The sequence below is a fragment of the Paenibacillus sp. OK060 genome (assembly GCF_900101205.1).
Lineage (GTDB): Bacteria > Bacillota > Bacilli > Paenibacillales > Paenibacillaceae > Paenibacillus > Paenibacillus marchantiae.
Genome location: NZ_FNFR01000002.1, coordinates 298,255 through 317,995 on the forward strand (window position 1 = coordinate 298,255; position 19,741 = coordinate 317,995).

13 protein-coding genes and 1 riboswitch are annotated in these 19,741 nt (G+C 39.8%); of the genes, 2 read left to right on the plus strand and 11 right to left on the minus strand.

Translation table 11 applies throughout. From position 1 onward, the window contains the following. Positions 1–154: 154 nt before the first annotated feature. The 9 genes from BLS14_RS07655 to BLS14_RS07695 form a co-directional block, all read right to left on the minus strand. Positions 155–5,314 carry an NPCBM/NEW2 domain-containing protein gene (locus tag BLS14_RS07655; RefSeq protein ID WP_176854429.1) on the minus strand — a complete coding sequence of 1,720 codons (5,160 nt, stop codon included), beginning with the start codon at positions 5,312–5,314 and terminating at the stop codon, positions 155–157. 156 nt (positions 5,315–5,470) lie between these two features. Further along, positions 5,471–5,562, minus strand: a riboswitch (cyclic di-GMP riboswitch). 193 nt (positions 5,563–5,755) lie between these two features. Beyond that, the gene (locus BLS14_RS07660) at positions 5,756–6,244 is read right to left on the minus strand and encodes an NUDIX hydrolase (protein WP_079693760.1); all 489 of its coding nucleotides are present in this window, start codon (positions 6,242–6,244) and stop codon (positions 5,756–5,758) included. A 371-nt stretch (positions 6,245–6,615) separates the two neighbouring features. Continuing rightward, positions 6,616–7,830, minus strand: a complete 1,215-nt coding sequence (locus BLS14_RS07665) for an MFS transporter (RefSeq protein WP_063563671.1) — start codon at positions 7,828–7,830, stop codon at positions 6,616–6,618. A gap of 494 nt (positions 7,831–8,324) precedes the next feature. Then, positions 8,325–9,506 (minus strand): NupC/NupG family nucleoside CNT transporter, encoded by a 1,182-nt coding sequence (locus BLS14_RS07670; protein ID WP_063563670.1) that lies wholly within the window; start codon positions 9,504–9,506, stop codon positions 8,325–8,327. 2 nt (positions 9,507–9,508) lie between these two features. Beyond that, positions 9,509–10,825, minus strand: coding sequence for a purine/pyrimidine permease (locus BLS14_RS07675; RefSeq protein WP_090950704.1), 1,317 nt, complete (start codon positions 10,823–10,825; stop codon positions 9,509–9,511). Positions 10,826–10,870: 45 nt separating this feature from the next. Further along, entirely contained in the window at positions 10,871–11,578 is a 708-nt protein-coding gene (gene deoD / locus BLS14_RS07680) for a purine-nucleoside phosphorylase (RefSeq protein WP_064637627.1), read from the minus strand. 159 nt (positions 11,579–11,737) lie between these two features. After that, the gene (locus tag BLS14_RS07685) at positions 11,738–13,174 is read right to left on the minus strand and encodes an AcpB/EbpR/MafR family transcriptional regulator (protein WP_090950707.1); all 1,437 of its coding nucleotides are present in this window, start codon (positions 13,172–13,174) and stop codon (positions 11,738–11,740) included. A gap of 574 nt (positions 13,175–13,748) precedes the next feature. Beyond that, entirely contained in the window at positions 13,749–14,378 is a 630-nt protein-coding gene (locus BLS14_RS07690) for a DapH/DapD/GlmU-related protein (protein WP_064637624.1), read from the minus strand. A gap of 72 nt (positions 14,379–14,450) precedes the next feature. Next, positions 14,451–15,872, minus strand: a complete 1,422-nt coding sequence (locus tag BLS14_RS07695; protein ID WP_256336267.1) for an MATE family efflux transporter — start codon at positions 15,870–15,872, stop codon at positions 14,451–14,453. Positions 15,873–15,963: 91 nt separating this feature from the next. On the opposite strand from BLS14_RS07695, the gene BLS14_RS07700 reads away from it, so the two are divergent. Continuing rightward, positions 15,964–16,863, plus strand: a complete 900-nt coding sequence (locus BLS14_RS07700) for an AraC family transcriptional regulator (RefSeq protein WP_090950712.1) — start codon at positions 15,964–15,966, stop codon at positions 16,861–16,863. Between the two features lie 274 nt (positions 16,864–17,137). Here BLS14_RS07700 and BLS14_RS07705 read toward each other — a convergent pair whose 3' ends face one another. Continuing rightward, entirely contained in the window at positions 17,138–18,043 is a 906-nt protein-coding gene (locus BLS14_RS07705) for a LysR family transcriptional regulator (protein WP_090950717.1), read from the minus strand. Positions 18,044–18,172: 129 nt separating this feature from the next. Here BLS14_RS07705 and BLS14_RS07710 point away from each other — a divergent pair, with 129 nt between their 5' ends. Next, entirely contained in the window at positions 18,173–19,186 is a 1,014-nt protein-coding gene (locus BLS14_RS07710) for an alpha/beta fold hydrolase (protein WP_090950721.1), read from the plus strand. 68 nt (positions 19,187–19,254) lie between these two features. Here the strand turns inward: BLS14_RS07710 and BLS14_RS07715 are convergent, their stop codons facing one another. Then, entirely contained in the window at positions 19,255–19,683 is a 429-nt protein-coding gene (locus BLS14_RS07715) for a MarR family winged helix-turn-helix transcriptional regulator (protein WP_063563662.1), read from the minus strand. Positions 19,684–19,741: the final 58 nt, after the last annotated feature.

Consider the following 19,741-nt stretch of genomic DNA (forward strand, 5'->3'; position numbering starts at 1 on the left):
TATTGAGACTATCCTTTGAGGGTATTTTTTCAGTGTGTATTTGTTGAGTTTAATGATTAGAATCAAGTTCTTGTCCTCAGTTTGGGGCAAGAACTTGACTCCTCAAACAAAAAAAACCGCTAAATTAGCGGTTTTCAATGGATGCATGCAAAGTTTATTGGTGATTTATCATATAGATCAATCCTATAAGATTACCTTTTACCTCGTATACCAAGTTAAAGGTGTAATATCCTTTTTCTTCATTGGACATATCTATAGTGAACTTGTCGGGGCTCTTTTCCCATTCGCTCACATTGATCAGTGTTTCTTTAAACGTTTTATTGTTTCTAACACTTGCTGAATAGGGGATCACTTTATTACCATCTATTCCTGTAACCAAATTTGTGACTTCAATGCTAGGGCCCGTTAGCTCTCCTACTTCAATGATTTGAGGATTTGCCAACAAGTTAGCGAGTTTGGTTAACCCTTTTAATGGCGAGAAATCCGTAATTGCATTGCCTGTGATATCTAACGTCACCAAGTTATTTGCGTACTGCAACCCCTCTAGGGATTTAACTCTTCCAGATTTACTATTAAATGTTGTCAACTTCAGCATATCGCCAAGGGTTAGATCTCCCGTTATTCCTAGCGTTGTCTTAATAGAATCTCTTAAATATTCATCTTGTATGACAATCGACGCAGTTAAATCAACTTCGGTTAATCCAGCTATTGCTGCCCGTAATGCCGCTAGTGCTGTATCTACTTCTTCTTGCTTAACTTCCTTATTAGCCAGGATCTCCCCGGCGGCGGATAAGCTAGCGGTGAACGCCGCAGCACTCTCCTCTGTGTACCCATCAAGATTAATCACTTTAGCATCTGTAACAACTTGTTCCAGATCTTCAGTATATAGTCTAGCCGCGTTGACAAAATGTAGCTTTGTATCTCCCCATGTGGCATGGTCAGATCCATTGCCATTTTCACCGTCTGTTACGACTAATTTAAGCTCTTTCGCTCCGTTAATGTCTACTTCAATGAATTTTTGCGGATCTCTAGAGTTCATAACTCCACTGTCGAATTTCTTATCTCCATCCACATAAACCTCAAAGCTTACAGAGCCGACAGAACCATACATTTGCCGATCTACACCCACATAGGACGTGAAGTAATCATAATTCTTATCGCTTAAATCATACACAATCGTAGAGTTCGAATGTGCTCCAATGCCTCTGTCATAGATTACTTCACGATTATTCTCATCCGTTAATCTCAAAGCATGATTACTAATCGAAATATCCTTTTGCGGAGCAGCATAGCTATTTTGGTTAGAAGTCCAATCAACATCTGTCAGATACTTGTAATCCTCCATGTTAACGACAGCGATCGTACGTGTTTGCGTCACTACATTACCATCGCTATCCGCTACAGTGTAAGTGATTGGATATTCTCCAACTCGATTGAAATTCACTTGCTCTCTTCCCGTAACCACTACACTAGAAGTTAAATCCCCATCCTCAGCATCCACGGCTTTATAATTTTCATCGATCTGGAGGGTTTGTCCTACTTTTGTCGATATCGATTTCGGTATCGTAAGTGTTGGCACACTATTTAGTACAAGGAACTTTGCATCTGCAAAATCAGCATGATCAGAAGCATTTCCGTTACCTGCATTATCTACGATTAGCTTCAATTGCTGTACACCCGCAAGCGGGATTTGAACCCTTTTGGCTTCCGTACCATATTTCATCAATCCACTGTTATACACTTCTTGGCCATCTGCCAGAATACTGAACTTCACGCTAGAGTTATTCTGCTCCGGAATATTGCGATCGACACCTACGATCGTTTCAAAATAGGCGTAGTTATTATGGGCAAGATTATATACGATCTCCGAATTGGCGTGTGTTCCAATTCCCTTTTCAAACTCTTGAATTGCACCATTGACGAGTAACTTGATTGGATTGTTCGAACTGGCTTTATCCTTTCTAACCACATTATAATCTGTTTTAGCCGACTCCCAGTTCAAATCGCTTGCATAGGGACTGGCGCTGTAAACAACGATTTGTCGTGTCTTTGTAACGGTATTTCCATCGCTGTCAGTCACTTTGAATTGGACTTGATACGTTCCAGACTTACCTGGATTGAAACCATTCAAGTTCACTTCAACTTGTGCTGTTAAATTACCATCTTCGGCATCAAATGCTTCTACGCCCTTCAGCACATCAAACTCACTATTTAACTTCACTGTAGCCATTTCTTCAGGAACCGTTAACGTAGGTAGGCTAGCATTATTTGTGAACTTTGCATCTGCCCATACCGTGTGATCCGCTGTATTTCCATTGTGGTTCGCATCGGTTGTGACGAGCTTCACTTCTCTTGCGTCTGTTACAGGGATCTGTACAAATGCATGTTCTGTACTCGATTTGAACACATCACTGCTAAATTTCTGTTCCCCGTCGACGTAGATTTCGAACGTTGCAGAGGAAGCCGCATTACCTTTCACAGCCTGATCGATACCAATATAACTTTCGAAAAAGTCATACCCTTTGCCTTCAATGTTGTACACAACTTCAGAGTTGGCATGAACACCTAACCCCTTAATATACATTGCAGCTAGACCTTGTCTTACTAAAGTAATTGCGCTACCTGATGGTGCCTGATCCTTCTTCAAGGAGCCCCAACCTACACTAGCTGATGCCGTATCCAGATCGGAGGCGTACACATAATCACTTGTTACGGTTACGTGCGCCGTTTTGGTTTCGGTAGTTCCTTCATTCTTGATTTCATAGACAACCTCATAATTTCCTTTTGTCGTGATATCCACGTTATTTGTTTTTACAGCGATAGTATCGGTAAGATCTTTCCCTTGATAATTCGCTGCCTTAACGTAGCTGATTGGATCAAAAGCCTGATTCAGCTTGAGCGTAATATGCTCTTCAACCGATAGCATTGGTTTGAATGCCTTAACCTCTACCGGGCTCAGCGCATTCAATTTTTTATCATAACCAATGATCTTATAGGTATAGTTTTGAGCCATATCGACATTGGCGTCTACAAATTGGTCCGTACCCGTAAATCCAACTAAGACATTGTCCCGGTATATTTCATAACCCAGCATATCTTCCTTGTAGGCTTTATCCATATTAAAGGTCAACGTATTCGTTTTTGCTGCTGCATTCGAGCTAATATTGATGTTGATAGGAACATTTTTATTAGCGATCCCTGTTCCTTCATAGTGGACGACTGAATTATTTAAATACCATAACTTGTTGGACGCCGGGTATTTGCTTACCTTCACTTTGGTCTCGGGATTGACTGTAAAACCGTGTCTAGCAAAAAAGCTGCTCAAATCCTGACCTAATACTTCTGACGAGAATTCTACTAAATATTGTTGTCTGGAGCTTTCCCCATTAGGAAGGGATACTTTACGATCTCGATATAGACTATTTAACTCCGCCCAGTACCCTGGATGGGCCAATTCTAATTGCCAGAATGCGCCGAGTCTCGCAAAAAGACCCTGCTGTTCCATCGCTACTTTATTTTCTTGAATAACATATTTATAAATATCCGATTCAAATGGGATGCGTGTATCTATGGAATTACGCTCTACTGACATCAACATAGGTAACATGTTATTGCTGACCTCACCATACTCCCGTTCACCTACAGCCATGCGGTGCCCGATCTCATGCGATAAACCCCAACCTGGATATACCTTGCTGAAATCTTGTAGCATCAAAGGTACGGTTTCAGCCTGAATTCCAGTATGGTCACCTGCTGCATACATCGCACCATACGGCTGCATTAATCTAATATTCTCTCGAATAAGCTTAGGATCATGGTTCTCACTGCGGCCATCTAGACCAAAGTAATCAAATAATCTATTAATCCATACATCATAACCCGTTAAGGTAGCCACAGGATTTTGACTCTTCGTAATAAACTCATTGTAGGCTTGTGTAGCCGTACCTGTAAAAATAATACGATCACTCACCATTTCAACTACGTCGATCATTTCACGGTCTTTAATGTTCGGATGGGCTGCTTTATCTGCATCTAATCTTTGTTTATAATCGTTCAAGAAAGCAACAAATTCGGCCGGATCAGAGTCCTGCGTCATCATCGGGAATCGTTCTACACCTTCAAAACGAATACGAGGCGCTTGGCCTTGCTCTTCAGACGTATAAGGATTAACGATGTAGATAGGTCCACCTTTTGTTACATCATGGGCGTAAGCACTGGTTGTAGGGTTTTCAGGTACCACGATCGTATTTTTTCCAAGACGCAATTGCACTCCTTTTGCCCAGCTATTCCAAGCACCTTCTTGCTGCGAAAAGATTAATGAAGGCACTTTATCAGTAGAATCGACATCCACATATACGTTAATCGTATCGCCCGGCATGGCTACAAGTCCGGTAGGCTGGTTATTGGTGCCCATACTAAATCTTAAGTTTTGCTGCGCATGCTTCTTCATATCGCCATGTTGTTCAGCTGTAATGATCATTCCTGCGGTTTGCAGTTCACCGCTCACGATCTTTTGGGCTACATCAAGCTGAGCTTTAAACTGAGAATATAAAGGATGGAACTTTGCCTCATTTTCCAAAGCAGTTATTTTCTCTACTGTGTTAAACTCCCCGCTAACCTGACTATATGTATTATCCGTAAACAGTTTGTTCATCTTATCCGACAGAGCATCTTCTTTATAAAAAGCAAACTCAGCCGCACTCGCCCAATCTTGATTTGCCTTCTTGAAGACAAACTTGATTCGCTTAAATGCTGTTGGCGCAAATTTCATTTCAACTACGTCACCTGTGGAGCCTTTATACTCCCCCGTGGATACTAACGTGAAATCATCGCCTGCATCCGTCATTGAACTGTAAATCTCAAACTCTTGAGCGAATCCTTTCCCTTTAGCTCCAGTTTGTCTAGCTGCGTACACGATTCTATTTAATGTAGTCGATTCATCCAAAAGAAGTACGACCTCATTTGTAAATGTTGAAGAATTGGGTTTACCTGTTTCCCAGTGTGTATTTATATCTCCATCAATCCCCTTATTTATGGTGGAACTTGAGTAGTTCCCCCCATTATTAGTGATTGACTTAATATGAGTAGTGTTCATTTTAAAGACATCATTATAAGCATTTAAAATGTCTTTTCCGTATAAATCAAACAGTTTAACGGATGCCACAGTGGGTACAATAGTGCCACGATCCCCTGCCTGGTTTGTCACAGTAGCATTAGAAACACTGGATAGTTGACTTCCTGCAGCATACCCTGCTTCACTTGACAGGCCAACGAGTAGTGCTGCAGATGTAGCGATTGCAATCATTTTTTTCATAATTGTTTCCTCCTGATGAATGATAGTTATGACAACTGACCTAAAATAGCGCAAAAAAAAACTACCCATAAGAGTAGTTTTATTGCACGCAAAGCTATTAAAAGATGAAGACTTCACCTTTTATAAACTTCTAAGAACAAAAAGCATCATATACTCTTTGGCAACTGGCTGACATTGTCATAAAACTTGAAACTTTAGTCCCTGTAGCTTTGCGTCCCTACATTTCCATAGGTTTGCCTATTCAGTTGTAAGTACATTTAGACATATTATCACAGCAATACATCAATCACATGGTTAATTAGTATGATATAGGACTAGGTAATTTAAATTATTTTTTAATGATTCTTGGCAGCTAATCACGTTGATTAGCTGCCTTCTTGATTTTATTGATCTATCGTTACTCGTTAGTGCAAAGTTTTTTAAACGCAAACCCACTTACAATTAAACACGCTTTTGAAGCTTGACATCACATTCTGACATATTCCCAGTGACGTATTCGATATAATTCACAGAGCCATTAAAGTTCAAATATGCTTCATAACGCATGCGGATGGCGGGTAATGTAATCCAATCCAGAACATTTTCCTTTGGAACCCAACTACATTCGCTCGTTTCATCAGAAGTCGCTAACTCTCCACCTACAGCTTTGCACACGAAATCAAACATAACCTTTGTGGGAACATCCGTCACACCGTCATACCACTTATGTATCGCTGTATTCGAAACAACATTAATTAAATGGTTAACCTCCGCGTCAATTCCACTTTCCTCTTTTATTTCACGAATCACACCATCAATCAGATTTTCTCCAACTTCAGTTATACCACCAGGATACACCCAACCATCATCATGGGCTTTTACTAATAGGATATTTCCATTTCCATCTTCTACAATTCCACCTGATGAGACAATATGTGTCGGAAACGTCATTTCACAACCTCCAATTTCAGTAAATTTGTATATTTATTCCACAGACTCCCTGAATTGTCCTCCTTTTGTGAACATACTTGAAAGTGGCTTAAACTCAGCTTAAGCTTATTTCCCGAACAAGATCAATGTATGGAGATCGAAACTTTAGTTTTTGATATTCTAGGGACCTTAGTCGACGAGGATGGCACCATAAATCGTGAGGTATAGGCAAAATGAGCTGAACCTACACGAAATTGCAGTAAGCAAAAAGTCATTTGTATCTAAATCTGAAATTTGATTAAAATCATTAAAATTCAAAAAGGGATCTGAGATAATTTGTTTAATGTCCGAATCTTAATCTCTGGACCCTCCTCCACAGTCCGCTTAATTCATTAAGTTCGTACACGCTGTACGCGCTTGATTCCTGTGCGCAGTGAAAGCCCAAAGCAAAGAATCAGGATGATTCCGGCAACCACATAAGGGTAGTTAACATTGATATCAAACATCAGTCCAGCTACTACCGGCCCGATGATATTGCCAAGGCTGGTAAAAGCGGAGTTAAGTCCAGCCAAATATCCTTGATGTTCTTTTGCGACCATGGACATTTGAGTGCTGATGGCCGGACGCAAAATATCGATGGACAAGAAGACAACAAAGGTGACGGCGAAGATCAGCCAGTATTGGTGTACGAACAACGTCAACAGAACAAATACCCCGGCAAGGATCAAGCAGACTGTAATGACTGTTTTCTCACCATAACGGCTTATAATCCAACCGAAAATGGTTAACTGAATCAACGCGCCCCCAATAGAGCCGAATGTGAAAATGAAGGCAATATCCTTTGGTGTGAAGCCAAACTTATGGTCAACGAACAGACCGTATACCGCTTCATAGTTGGCAAGTCCAAAGGACATGACGAACACAATAATTAAACTGATAAAATAAGGCTCGCGGTATGTAAACCGTAACTGTTGAATTAGACTTCTTTTGGGTTCCAGATTAGGCATTGCTTTGTCGCTATTCCCATTACCCTTTACAAGGGATGAAAGAGATTCCGGCAGGACAATCATAGTAAGGATCGCAGCGATTAGACCAGCAACCCCCGCAGCATAGAACGGAACACGAATGCCGAATTCGGCAATATAGCCCCCGATGCCGGGGCCAATGATGTAGCCTGTCGAGATCGAGGCATTAATGAATCCCATTCCCTTCGCACGATCTTCCTCGGAGGTTACATCCGCCACATAAGCCATAACCGTTGGCATGATGAGTGCTCCACTAACGCCACCCATCATCCGGGATACAAAAAGCAGCAGAGCTGAGTCAGCTAACCCAAATATCACCTCGGCACAGGCGAAAACTAGCATTCCGGCGACAATCATTCGCTTGCGTCCTAAGGAATCGGATAATCGTCCCGCCAGTGGTGAGAAAATCAACTGTGTAAATGCAAAGGAAGCAGTAAGCATCCCAGCAATCGTACCGTTAATATCTAAAATAGTAATATATTGCGGTATCACTGGTATGACCAGACCGATACCAGCAAAAACTAAAAATAGGTTAAACATCAGAAGCAGCAGAGCGCCCCGATTTTTGAATAATAAAGCCATCTAAATTGTCCTCCCTAAATCAAATATTGAATATGTATGCTAAATATGTAACTTCCGCAGACGCTGATCTAACCCATTGTGAAGTGAAGAATAACCAACATATGATACCTATTTTCATTCAAAGATACTTTTTAAATATAAATGTTTAAAAAGTGTGGAGTTAAATGTAATACACATTTTTTCCGCTGTCAATATATACTTTCTTAAATTTAATGTGTTGATCGGTGAGTGAGCCGATTCCCTCGATCGACGTATTGGACTGACAGTCTGTAATTATTCAATGTACAGTTCAGGCTGAAAACCCCGGTCTGACCGCTCGTGACTATATAGACAGCAACCGGTACGTCGTCCCAAATATGAGCAAACAGACGAAAAAAAAGCCGCTAAAATTAGCGACTTTTAATGTGATAATTTTTATGTCCCTCTGACATCAACTGTCTTTTTGGAACAGCTCCATTTCGAGTTCAATGGTATTCAAAATAGAAATGATTCAACTAAAATATAATTCCGATAATTATAGCGGATAAAACGCTTACAAGTGTTGCGCCATATAACAGCTTCAATCCAAAGCGAGCAACAATATTCCCCTGTTTTTCATTCAGCCCTTTTACTGCACCCACGATAGTACCAATGGACCCAAAGTTAGCAAATGAGATTAGAAAAACGGAAACAATAGCTGTAGTACGGCCACTTAAACCGTCTTGAATCTTAACAAAGTCTAGCATGGCAACAAATTCATTCGCAACCAGCTTCGTTGCCATGATACTCCCCGCATGAACCGCTTCATGCCATGGCACACCGATCATAAAGGCAATTGGTGCAAAGACATACCCTAGAACTCCCTGAAATGATATTCCAAATATGCCACTAAAGACCCCGTTAATTAAAGCAATGATTCCAACAAAACCAACTAACATTACCCCAACTACGATGGCTACTTTAAATCCATCCATAATATATTCGCCCAGCATTTCAAAAAACGTTTGTTTGCCCTCTTCCTTAACTTCAACGATATCTTCTTCTGCTGTAACTTCATACGGATTAATGATGGATGTAATGATAAAGCCGCCAAATAGGTTTAATATTAATGCAGCTACTACATATTTAGGTTCCAGCATCGTCATATATGAACCAACAATGGACATCGATACCGTCGACATTGCAGATGCACATAATGTATACAAGCGATGTTTTGGCAATAATCCAAGCTGATTTTTCACAGAAATAAATACTTCATTCTGTCCTACAATTGCGGCTGCAACCGCATTATAAGATTCCAATTTTCCCATGCCATTTACTTTACTTAGCACCAGACCAATATACTTGATAATGAACGGCAGTATTTTGTAATGTTGCAGGATTCCTATTAATGCTGACATAAAAACAATTGGCATCAACACAAACAGGAAAAAGGTATGAGCTCCTTCATTGGCAATCCCACCAAAAACAAAGTTCGTTCCTTCGTTGGCATATCCAAGTAATTTCGAAAAACTATCGGCAAACCCTTTAATTAAGAATTCGCCTATACTCGTTTTTAGTATAATTAATCCCAATCCTAACTGAATAACAATCATTATGATGATTGGACGATATTTGATTTTCCGTTTATTATTACTCGCAAGCCAGGCTAGTAATAGAACAATAACCAGACCAACAACAGAAATTAGATAATGCATAATTAACCCTCCAAATTATCGATACTTTTTTTGGAATCCTCATATCGATTTGCATCTTTCCACATTAACCCTTGTTCCAAAATAATCGCCAATAGACTTCCGCAAATTAACCCATTATTCAAAATGGCTATTACAATCGGAGATAAATGGCTGGTAGCGGATGTAGGAATAAACATTAAACCCACACCAACTAAAAGAGAAACTCCGCTAACAACAAATGTTCGTTCTTCATGCAGAACCTTCTTCAATTCCTTCAGCGATAATCCAACCATCTTCACAAAGATAACGAATGTAACGGCATAGCCTATAGGCGCTGGAATACCGGATATTACGTTCATTATTGGCGGAAACAAGGATACAGAGATGACTAAGGTGCATCCAATTAAAAACGATTTCCGTTCCCTCATCCCTGTTTGTTCAACATATCCCGCCGCTCCCGAAATAGGCACTGAGCCAATCGCTCCGAAACTGCCACCAATAAAATGGGTAATGCCAGAAGTAAATCCGGCACGCAAATAACGGTTATGATCCAATTTCTTTTGTTTCATAACGGTATCCATCAACCGAATAGACGCAAGCGCATTGGTTATTAACAATAGTGTTAATAGAAAGGCAGTTGTGACTGTCCCGCTATCAAATCTTGGACTTCCAAAAGGAAATAGTTTTGGCAGTTTAAATAGTGTATCCGCCGGTGAAATCACCGGCATCTTGTCGCATATGATAAACAATAAGCAGCCTATCGATATACTGATTATTACTGAAAATTGGCGCAGCAAAACAAAGCGACTGTTCCCTAACCCAAAGGTAATGCAAATCACAATCACACTCAGCACGAACACTTTAACATCTAACAAGGTGTGGCTGGACGTGATCCCCATCATACCTTTCATAAAAGAACCGCTTAATTGAAAGATCAATAAGAGCAAATATATAAAAGTGACCGTTGGCGTAAATAGACGAGCGATTTTATCCATCAGCTTAAATGCTGAGATTAGGATAAATAAAACTCCACTACAGATCATTCCCCCACTTAAAGCTTGCAGGGCAGCAATATTCGAAGAATACAATACCCCCACTAAACTTGCGTAAATAGTGAAAATGCTCCACCATAACCCTGCTGGACCTTCATGAATAGGGAATTTATGGCCGATGACGCCTTGTAAAAATCCAGCTATTCCTAAAGTAATTAGTGTGCTCTGGATGAGTCCAGAAGCCTCCATGGGTGTTAGGTTATATAAATCTGCGATAGCAATTGGCGCAGCAATTGCACCTGCGATCATAAAAATCATCCACTGCAATCCAGATAGTATTCCCTTCATTTCTTACTCACTCTCTCTTCTTGCACCAGTACTCTTATCGATAGATTAGCTCTCAATGGCCGTGTTAAGAGCGATTTCGACCATTTCATAAAATGATTGTTCACTTTCTTGATGAGTTAAGTGCTCTTGTGTTAACAATTGACTACCTACTGTCAAAATAGATAGCGCTTTCACGCCATATTTAGCGGCTAACGTATATAGGGCTGTGCTTTCCATTTCAACTCCTAATACACCAAAATCCATAAACTTGTGAAGTCGATCTAAGCTCTCACGGTAGAATTCATCGGAGTTATAGATGTTGCCGACAAAGACATTTACTTGTTTAGCTTGTGCTTGTTGATACGCTTTCATTAACAATGAGAAATCTGCTGTAGGTGCATAATTACAGCCATGGAAGATCTTATCCGTCATATTACTATCTGAAGACACGGATTGGGCTATTACAATATCGCGGATATTAATTTCTTTCTGCATCGCGCCACATGTACCAATACGAATCAATTTCTTCACTTCATAATCGACAATCAATTCCGTTGCATAGATGCTCATCGATGGATTTCCCATCCCTGTCCCCTGAACTGATACCCGTATCCCCTTGTATAATCCAGTGTACCCATACATGCCTCTTACTTCGTTATAACAATTGGCCTCATCTAAAAAGTGTTCTGCTACAAATTTTGCACGTAAAGGATCTCCTGGAAGCAAAACGATGTCCGCTATTTCTCCTTTTTTCGCGCCTAAATGCCTACTCATATTTCTGCCTCCTACTCTCAATGTTGAACTCAGGCTTACCGAAATCTCTTCCGCTTGCCTTCAAGAAAATCTGTTCGGAAAGTACATTGAGCATAAGATTTTTCAGCATAACAAACTAGACCAAAATCTTACGAAGGATACGGGAAATAATTGATCAAATTATAAAAGTAATTCTTTACGAATATTGTCCAGATCTCTTTTAGACGGGATCGTAGAGATAATAACAACAGGCACGGTCTGCAATGCAACAGGGATATTACTAATGACAAAATCAATCTGATGTTGCTGCATCATTTCGTCGGAGAGCCCTTTCATTATGGAAGTAATGATGATCAGCTGATCCCCAATTTCCTTCTTGATCAAATCCGCTATGTAATGACGAATTGAAAATTCTTCTCCAATCACCAAGAAGGCCCTTTTCCTTTTATAACGTAAATTGGAACGAACAATTAAGGTTAGCTTGGTTAAATGAAAATTATTGTACAAGACGGCTGGATAAGCTTTACTCCACGTTTGCATGCAGGTTTGCAGTTCTTGATAAAGCTGTTGGCATTCCTTTTGAACATAAGCCGTTAAATTACTTTGTGAAATCATCATCCATTCAGGAATTGCATTATCGATTAATAACTTGTCAAAAAACGCGTATATCTCCAATAGAAATCGTTCTTCCATCTCCAAGTTAGGGTATACTTTGGCTAGTAGCCTTAGAAGCAGATTACCCATTTGATATTCTTCTTTGTCCTTATGCAATTCAACTTCTTTCATCGGCGTTATTTCTGATCCTTCATAATAATGATATTGGCTGAGACTGACCAGGGATTGCATAAAGTAAATTTCACTATGGGGAAAATCAATGGAAAGCTTCTCTCCAAGACTCTTGGCAAGGGTCTTCACAGGCAAATAAAACATTCCCTTTTCCCAAGGGTAAGCACTTTCGTCGATTTTTACGTATTTGCCTTTAGCGACTCTTTCCACAACAATGGCCAACAAAAAGGATAATCTCCGTTTGGAATTGATAAAATACACAATATTTTTCTCATTCTCTGTATTTGTGATTAACTGATTGATATATGCAAAATCGACATTCGCAAAGGGCCATCCTGTGAACTCATACGCATCACAATATAACTTCCAATAGAAATATCGAATATTCATTTCATTCCCTTTGATCATCGGGGTTGAATATGTAATGCGTAACTTATACGCTTTTAGATCATTATTATTTAATTGCACGATCAGTTTCTTCAACGACGAGGTACTCATAAACATGACTCCGGCAAGCTCCTCCACGGACAGTCGATCCACATTCGTGAACAAAACATTCATCAGTCGATAAAAAATGGTTTGTCTGAACATTGAAGAAATCACTTCACTCATCGTCTCACTTCGCCCATCGCGCCGAAGAACGATTCCCTTTCCTCTAGAAACTTCTATGGTTACCGTAGGGGGTAATTGCTTGCTGATTTCCTCAACCATCTTACGTATGGTTTTATCGGAGATACCTAAACTTTTTTCAACTTCAGCTAAGGTAAACCATCTTTGTTCCGTATCAAGCAGCGTTAATAGTTGATTAGCTAATGTAAATCCTTTATCCATGTTTCCACCCTATTTCAATATGATTTGAATGTCATCGTGTTTTTGGCTAATGAAACGTCAATTCCCTCATAAGAAAAGAATCGGCTCTTTAATGTATTTAAATACGATCTATGATAAACCAGTGTGAATAAGCTTAAACTATCCAATGCGTTAGTTCAATCCATATACAAGTCGACCCTTTCGGCCACACCATTGATATGATTTCCCTTTTTTATCCATAAAAAAATCCCCTCCGCTCAGCAAGATTAAGTCCATCTTAACAGATGTCTTTTTTTTCTTGTCTACGAAAAGGGGATAAAAGCAATTTATATCTATAAATCTTATACTTTAATATTCAATTTGTGTTGTCTTCATAAAGATTAAGATTTCTTTCAAATTGTTCTTCTAAATGCTCTGCGTAACTGACAACTCGTGGGGATTCCAATAACCTACCTACTACACAATATAATCCAATCAAAATACATACAGATATAATGATTTCAACAATAAATGGCATCATTCTTCCATATTCTCTCCTTACCAGGTAACGTCTAAGTCGGCCCACGTTAGATTTGATTATTTGCTTGGTTATCCACTACCATTCGACTTGGTCGAAACGCATGTTTTTATAGTAATACTCTCTGTCATGATCGGTGATTTCACGAAGGACCCTGCAGGGATTACCCACAGCGATAACATTACTAGGAATATCCTTGGTTACCACGCTTCCTGCACCGATCACACTACCCGCACCAATAGTAACTCCTGGCACAATCACAGCGCAGCTACCGATCCATGCGCCATCCTCGATGACTACCGGTAGGGCGAACATTCCACCTTCTTTGCGCTTTTCTGGGTGTACTGGATGATTGGTTACAGCAATCGTGACATTTGGACCAAACATGACATCGTTTCCAATCGTGACTTTATAGTCATCGACAACAGTTAAATTAAAGTTGATATAGACATTGTTGCCTACTGTAGTGTTTGATCCATACGACATCCGAATAGGAGGTTCCATCCAAACATTTTCACCAATACTACCGAAAAGTTGTTCCATCAGAGTCTTACGCATTTCAATATCATCGGGATGTAAGCGATTGATCTCATAACATAGTGCCTTTCCTCGTTGACGCGCCCGAGCCAGATCAGAAGCTTCCTGTGGATAATTCGCATCGTGATCCGTAAACAGTTGTCGGCTTGCCATTCGTTCTGTAATATTCATGCCTTAGTCTCCTCTGAATTTAATCTAATCTATTTATTTTAGTTGACCTTACATTCTTTGACCGTCTATTTCTTAACCTACTGGTGAAAAAGTCCTTGTAATATTATTTAGCCATTTGTATTGGCGATAACGGTAAAATGCCAATGGCAACTTAATGATCTCATCCAAACTAATGACGATATATAATACAAGGGGTGATACGTGCCAGACAAAAGCACAGAGATAACCAAGCGGCAAAATAATACCCCACATTACAATCGAATCACACCAAAAGCCAAATTTAGAGTCACCACCTGCAGTAAATATTCCTGAGATATTAGTGGCATTAATGGATTTAGCAATACAATAAAATGCACTGATATATAACATTCCATCCAAGTAGTTTTGAGAAATGACATTTAGATTTACTACGGAGAAAACAAGCGGTTTTATCAGGATAATTGTACATCCTGCTAATACTCCAAATAGTAAAGCATAAAGATTCATTCTGCTTCCCACCTGTTTTGCTTTGTCGATCTCCCCTTTACCTAGATATTTCCCAACCAATATAGATCCCCCACTAGCAATACCTCCACACAGGACAATGGTTAAATTCTTAACCACGGATGCAACAGAATTCGCTGCAACCATATCAGCACTTACATGTCCAATAATTGCGGCAGTCGCAGTTAGTGCCCCTCCCCAAACAATGTAATTGCCTTGAACAGGCATGGTGTATTTCAGGAAATCCTTTAGGAGATTGCGCTGAATTCCATCCCATTTGGGAAAACGAAAGCGAATCGATCCTCTCGTCACTGAGTATATAACACAGCAGCCCAACTCAATAAACCGAGCTAAAACTGTAGCAAGAGCTACCGCCATGATTGCCATTTCAGGTCTGTCTGGGAAAAGGACAAAGATACATAACGCATTAAACAAAATGTTTAACATTAAACATAGTGAACTAATCCAAGCGCTTAGTTTTGCATTTTCCATACTTCTAATCACGCTAAGATACATTTGTGAAATGCCCATTGCAAGATAAGAAAACGAATTCATCTTTAGAAATATTGAACCAAATCGAATTAATTCACTATCATTTGTAAAAAAACGCATTAACGTTTCAGGATATAAAAAAGATACTAAAAAAAACAAAATAGAGATACTAAATGAGAACAAGCAGGCAGTGCTGAGAATACGCTGTATGGTTTGTACATCCTTCTTCCCCCAATATTGTGCAGTCAAAACCCCTGCTCCCGTAGCCATTCCCATGTAAAACAATGTTAATGCGAAGGTGATTTGTCCCGCTAGCGATACGGCCGACATTGTAGATTGGCTAATCATTCCCAACATAACTACATCAGCTGATATGACTGTGGCTGAGATTAGATTTTGTAATGCAATGGGAATGACAAGCGTGATTAATTCCTTATTAAAATCTCGCGTCATAGGAGTAGTTAACTGTATGCGCTTTTTCTTTTTAACGTACATCCACTCCTCTCTGTTGGTATCCATATTATCAAGATAGGATAAATTCATTGTCCTTTCCATAAATATTGGCTATACTTTTGTCAAAATCGTATATTTATTGGAGGCACTTTGTTGGATGAAAAATTTAGAGGTATTTTCTGATTTATCGGAAAGATTGAATTATAATCTACCTGACCTACCCTTGTATGTCCGGAGAGGAAGCTTGAATGAATTTGATAATTTTGCAGCTGCCGCTCATTGGCATTCGGATGTTGAGTTCATTTACATTCTGGAAGGCTCCATGGAGTATTCTGTTAACGGACAGACCATTAAATTAGAGCAAGGAAATGGGATTTTTGTGAATAGCCATCGTTTGCATTTTGGTTTTTCTAACAGTCATTGTAATTGTTCATTTATCGTTATAGTGATCCATTCCTCTCTCATCGGGGAAGGTTCGTTCATACGAGCTTACTGGGAAGAGAAGTTTGGGCCAAACATGGATGATTTTGTATTACTAGCAGAACAGATCTCCTGGCAGCAAGAGATATTGTTATCCATTCAAGCGATCTATGCTGAAATGCATAATAGCTTTGCTCCAAATCCGTTCCGCTTAACTTCTCAGGCTTTATCTTTATGTGCTGGTATTGGAGATCACTTGCAACCGAAGGTGGGAGATATCCACGATGTGCAATTATGGACAAATATTCAGCAAATGACTCGATTCATTCATCAAAACTACGAGCAAAAAATAACTCTTGAAGACATTGCGTCCTCAGGAGCCGTTTGTCGAAGCCGCTGCTGTACTTTATTTAATAAATACGTGGGTCAAACTCCCAACAACTATCTAACTCGATACCGCCTTCATAAAAGTTGTGAGATGTTGAGGGAAACCAAAAGATCTGTGAGTGAAATCGCACTTGCCTGCGGCTTTCAAAGTGTGAGCTACTTCTCATCCCTTTTTCGCAAGCACATAGGATTAGTTCCGCTAGCATATCGAAAAAGCGACATAAATGGCTTAAGTAAAACGGAGAATTAAACCTATAAATTACTTAGAGTGGACCTTTAAACAACACGACTTAAAGTTCAGTTCTGTCCCGCCAAGCAAACCAGTATCTAAAAAAAGATTTTCCACAGTTAGCGATCCTCCCTCGCGTGGGAAAAGAACTTGTAGCAATAAAACAAAAAAGCCGCTGAATTAGCGACCCTCTTTATCTTTTTTTCATTTTCAACGTATCTGTTCTCGGGTTAACGCGACCCTCCTTAGATTCCTTTCATGGGCGTTGCCTTTGGAGTTCTTGGTGTTCTCCCTCTTATGAGCCAGATACTTCTTCCGTTTTTAACTCACTCTTTGCGATATCGATGAAGGCAGCCATTGATGGAGAAATCCATTTCTCACGATGCCAGAGCATCTGTGCGGAAAAGGATACATCCGATAAATCCCATGGTAAAGCAACTAGTCTCCCCTCTCTTAATTCTTCCTTTAAAGCCATCTCAGGTAACAGGGCGATCCCAAGACCAGCCACAGCGCATTGTTTAATTGCTTCGACACTATGAAACTCCAGTTCTGTCAATGCATCGGCTCCTTTTTTCAATAAGGACTGGTTAAAAGGAGTGCGATAAGAACAGTTTTTTTCAGTCAACAAAAAATGCTGTTTGTGAAAGTCATCAATGTTCAATGAGGAGTGCGTTGCTAACATATGATCTGGAGAAACCACCATTTTAAAATACTCATCTTTCAAAAATTCTGAATGAAGATCTTTGGCTGCAACGAATTCATCCAATACAAATATCACATCTGTAAGTCCTTCTCTTAGGCTGTTTCTAAGCTCTTGTCCGGACAAGGGACGAAACAAAAGACGAACGTCTGGGTAGTTCTCCCGGAAGCGTTTGAACAAAGCAGGAAGAAAGTATGCACAAATAACTTCGTCTGCCCCGATAGTAACCGTTCCTGTCGTTTCCCCGTGCTGACTTGATACACACTTGGCCTCTTCTACATCGTTCAGGATTTTAGTAGCATAAGGCAAGAATTGTTGGCCGGCATCCGTTAACATGACATTTTTGCCTAGTCGATCCAGCAATTTTACGCCCAACTCTTCTTCCAAGGATTTGATCTGCATGGTTATGGTAGATGGTACATAGCTCAATAGTTCAGCAGTCCGACTAAAGCTGCGTGTAGAAGCCAGAGTCCAAAAGGTTTTTAGTTGACGTATTTCCATAATCGAACACCTTCTTTGTTCAAAAAAATTGAATGTTACCTTCAAAAACGTTTCGTTGAATTGATGATAAGCGTATTGTAGAGTGAAAATCAAGTTATTACTAATTTGGTTATAAAGGAGCATCCATCAATGAAAGATTATGAAACGTATCCCCTTGGAGATCTATTGCTTCAATCTGGTCAGCAACTCCCTCAAGCATTTATTGCTTATAAGACCTACGGTACCTTAAATGCCGCAAAAAACAATGTCATTGTGTATCCCACTTGGTTTGCTGGTCTTCACACCGATAATGAATGGTTAATTGGAGAGAACAAGGCATTAGATCCTAATCGATATTTTATCATTGTGCCCAATATGTTGGGTAACGGATTATCTTCCTCTCCCAGTAATACTCCTGCTCCTTTTGATAAGTCCAATTTCCCTCTCATCTCTATGTATGACAATGTACGTTCTCAACATCAACTCATGACTGAGAAATTCGGTATCAGCAAAATCAAGCTAGTTGTGGGTTGGTCTCTAGGAGCAATGCAAGTTTTTCAATGGGGAACAAGTTATCCTGAAATGGTCGAACGTATTGCACCATTTGGCGGAACGGCGAAAACCAGGCCGCTAGCACAACTGGTATTCCAGAGTATGATCGCAGCATTACAAGCGGATTCAAAATGGGAAAGAGGACTTTACAAGCACCCACCTATTGACGGTCTTGCAGCGATGGGGAGAGTTTATGCCCCTTGGGGATTTTCAAATTCATACTATTTGGAGAGATTGTATCAATCCGAGGGATACAGCTCATTGAAACATTATGCAGAAGAATACTGGGACCAAGTATTTTTGTCCTTTGATGCGAATGACTTGATTGCCATGTTACGTACAGGAATAAGTGGAGACATTAGCGATAATCCCGTCGACCAGTACAACTTCGAACAGGCATTACGTAAAATCTCCTCTCCTGCACTCGTTATGCCGGGATCAAGTGATTTGTTTTTCACTCCAGAGGATAGTAGGTATGACGTTCAACATATGTCGAATGCTGTTTTTCAACCCATAGAATCCAATTGGGGACACTGCTTTGGAATCGGTGCAAACGAAGCGGATTCACTCGTTATAGATAGTCATCTAAAGCGATTTTTGGAATTAGGCTAATTAAATAGGGACTTTCAGTGGGACTAAAACCTTTTAATCAGCCATCATTTCATAGGGAAGTGTCTTCTTTATATAGTCTCATTGATTTTGATCAACAATTTCTTTAATACTTGCTTCTCTTCGTCGGTAAGGACTTGAATGATTTCTTCCTCCACCTTTTGGAAAGAGTCTTGAAAATCTTCAATCAGTTCAATCGCTTTTGGCAATACGTATATGTTTTTTTGCCGTTCATTATTGGCCGGGATTTTACGCTCGATTAACCCTTTTTGCTCTAGAGCTTGAAGCATACTTGTAATGCTGGCCCGACTTAGATGAAACCGATCTGCAAGATCCATTTGAATAATATGACTATTTTGGTTTTCGTAAATATAATCGATTACTTTTCCTTGTTGAGCGTTTAAGCCCAGCTCTTTTATACTCTCGTCCGCTCTTTTCTTTAACTTAAGACCGATAATCTGAAATAAATCCAGATAAGGTGTTTCCTTTCGGGATTTCATAATCTTCCCTCCTGTGATTGTTAGGAATCTAATTGTAAGTAAATAAACTATACAGCGA

What these genes read in the sequence shown, in the direction of transcription:
- BLS14_RS07660 (WP_079693760.1), bottom strand. Translation starts at nt 6,244, where the DNA reads ATGACGTTTCCGACACATATTGTCTCATCAGGTGGAATTGTAGAAGAT.
- BLS14_RS07700 (WP_090950712.1), top strand. Translation starts at nt 15,964, where the DNA reads ATGAAAAATTTAGAGGTATTTTCTGATTTATCGGAAAGATTGAATTAT.
- deoD (WP_064637627.1), bottom strand. Translation starts at nt 11,578, where the DNA reads ATGAGTAGGCATTTAGGCGCGAAAAAAGGAGAAATAGCGGACATCGTT.
- BLS14_RS07665 (WP_063563671.1), bottom strand. Translation starts at nt 7,830, where the DNA reads ATGGCTTTATTATTCAAAAATCGGGGCGCTCTGCTGCTTCTGATGTTT.
- BLS14_RS07655 (WP_176854429.1), bottom strand. Translation starts at nt 5,314, where the DNA reads ATGAAAAAAATGATTGCAATCGCTACATCTGCAGCACTACTCGTTGGC.
- BLS14_RS07715 (WP_063563662.1), bottom strand. Translation starts at nt 19,683, where the DNA reads ATGAAATCCCGAAAGGAAACACCTTATCTGGATTTATTTCAGATTATC.
- BLS14_RS07685 (WP_090950707.1), bottom strand. Translation starts at nt 13,174, where the DNA reads ATGGATAAAGGATTTACATTAGCTAATCAACTATTAACGCTGCTTGAT.
- BLS14_RS07690 (WP_064637624.1), bottom strand. Translation starts at nt 14,378, where the DNA reads ATGAATATTACAGAACGAATGGCAAGCCGACAACTGTTTACGGATCAC.
- BLS14_RS07675 (WP_090950704.1), bottom strand. Translation starts at nt 10,825, where the DNA reads ATGAAGGGAATACTATCTGGATTGCAGTGGATGATTTTTATGATCGCA.
- BLS14_RS07710 (WP_090950721.1), top strand. Translation starts at nt 18,173, where the DNA reads ATGAAAGATTATGAAACGTATCCCCTTGGAGATCTATTGCTTCAATCT.
- BLS14_RS07670 (WP_063563670.1), bottom strand. Translation starts at nt 9,506, where the DNA reads ATGCATTATCTAATTTCTGTTGTTGGTCTGGTTATTGTTCTATTACTA.
- BLS14_RS07705 (WP_090950717.1), bottom strand. Translation starts at nt 18,043, where the DNA reads ATGGAAATACGTCAACTAAAAACCTTTTGGACTCTGGCTTCTACACGC.
- BLS14_RS07695 (WP_256336267.1), bottom strand. Translation starts at nt 15,872, where the DNA reads ATGGATACCAACAGAGAGGAGTGGATGTACGTTAAAAAGAAAAAGCGC.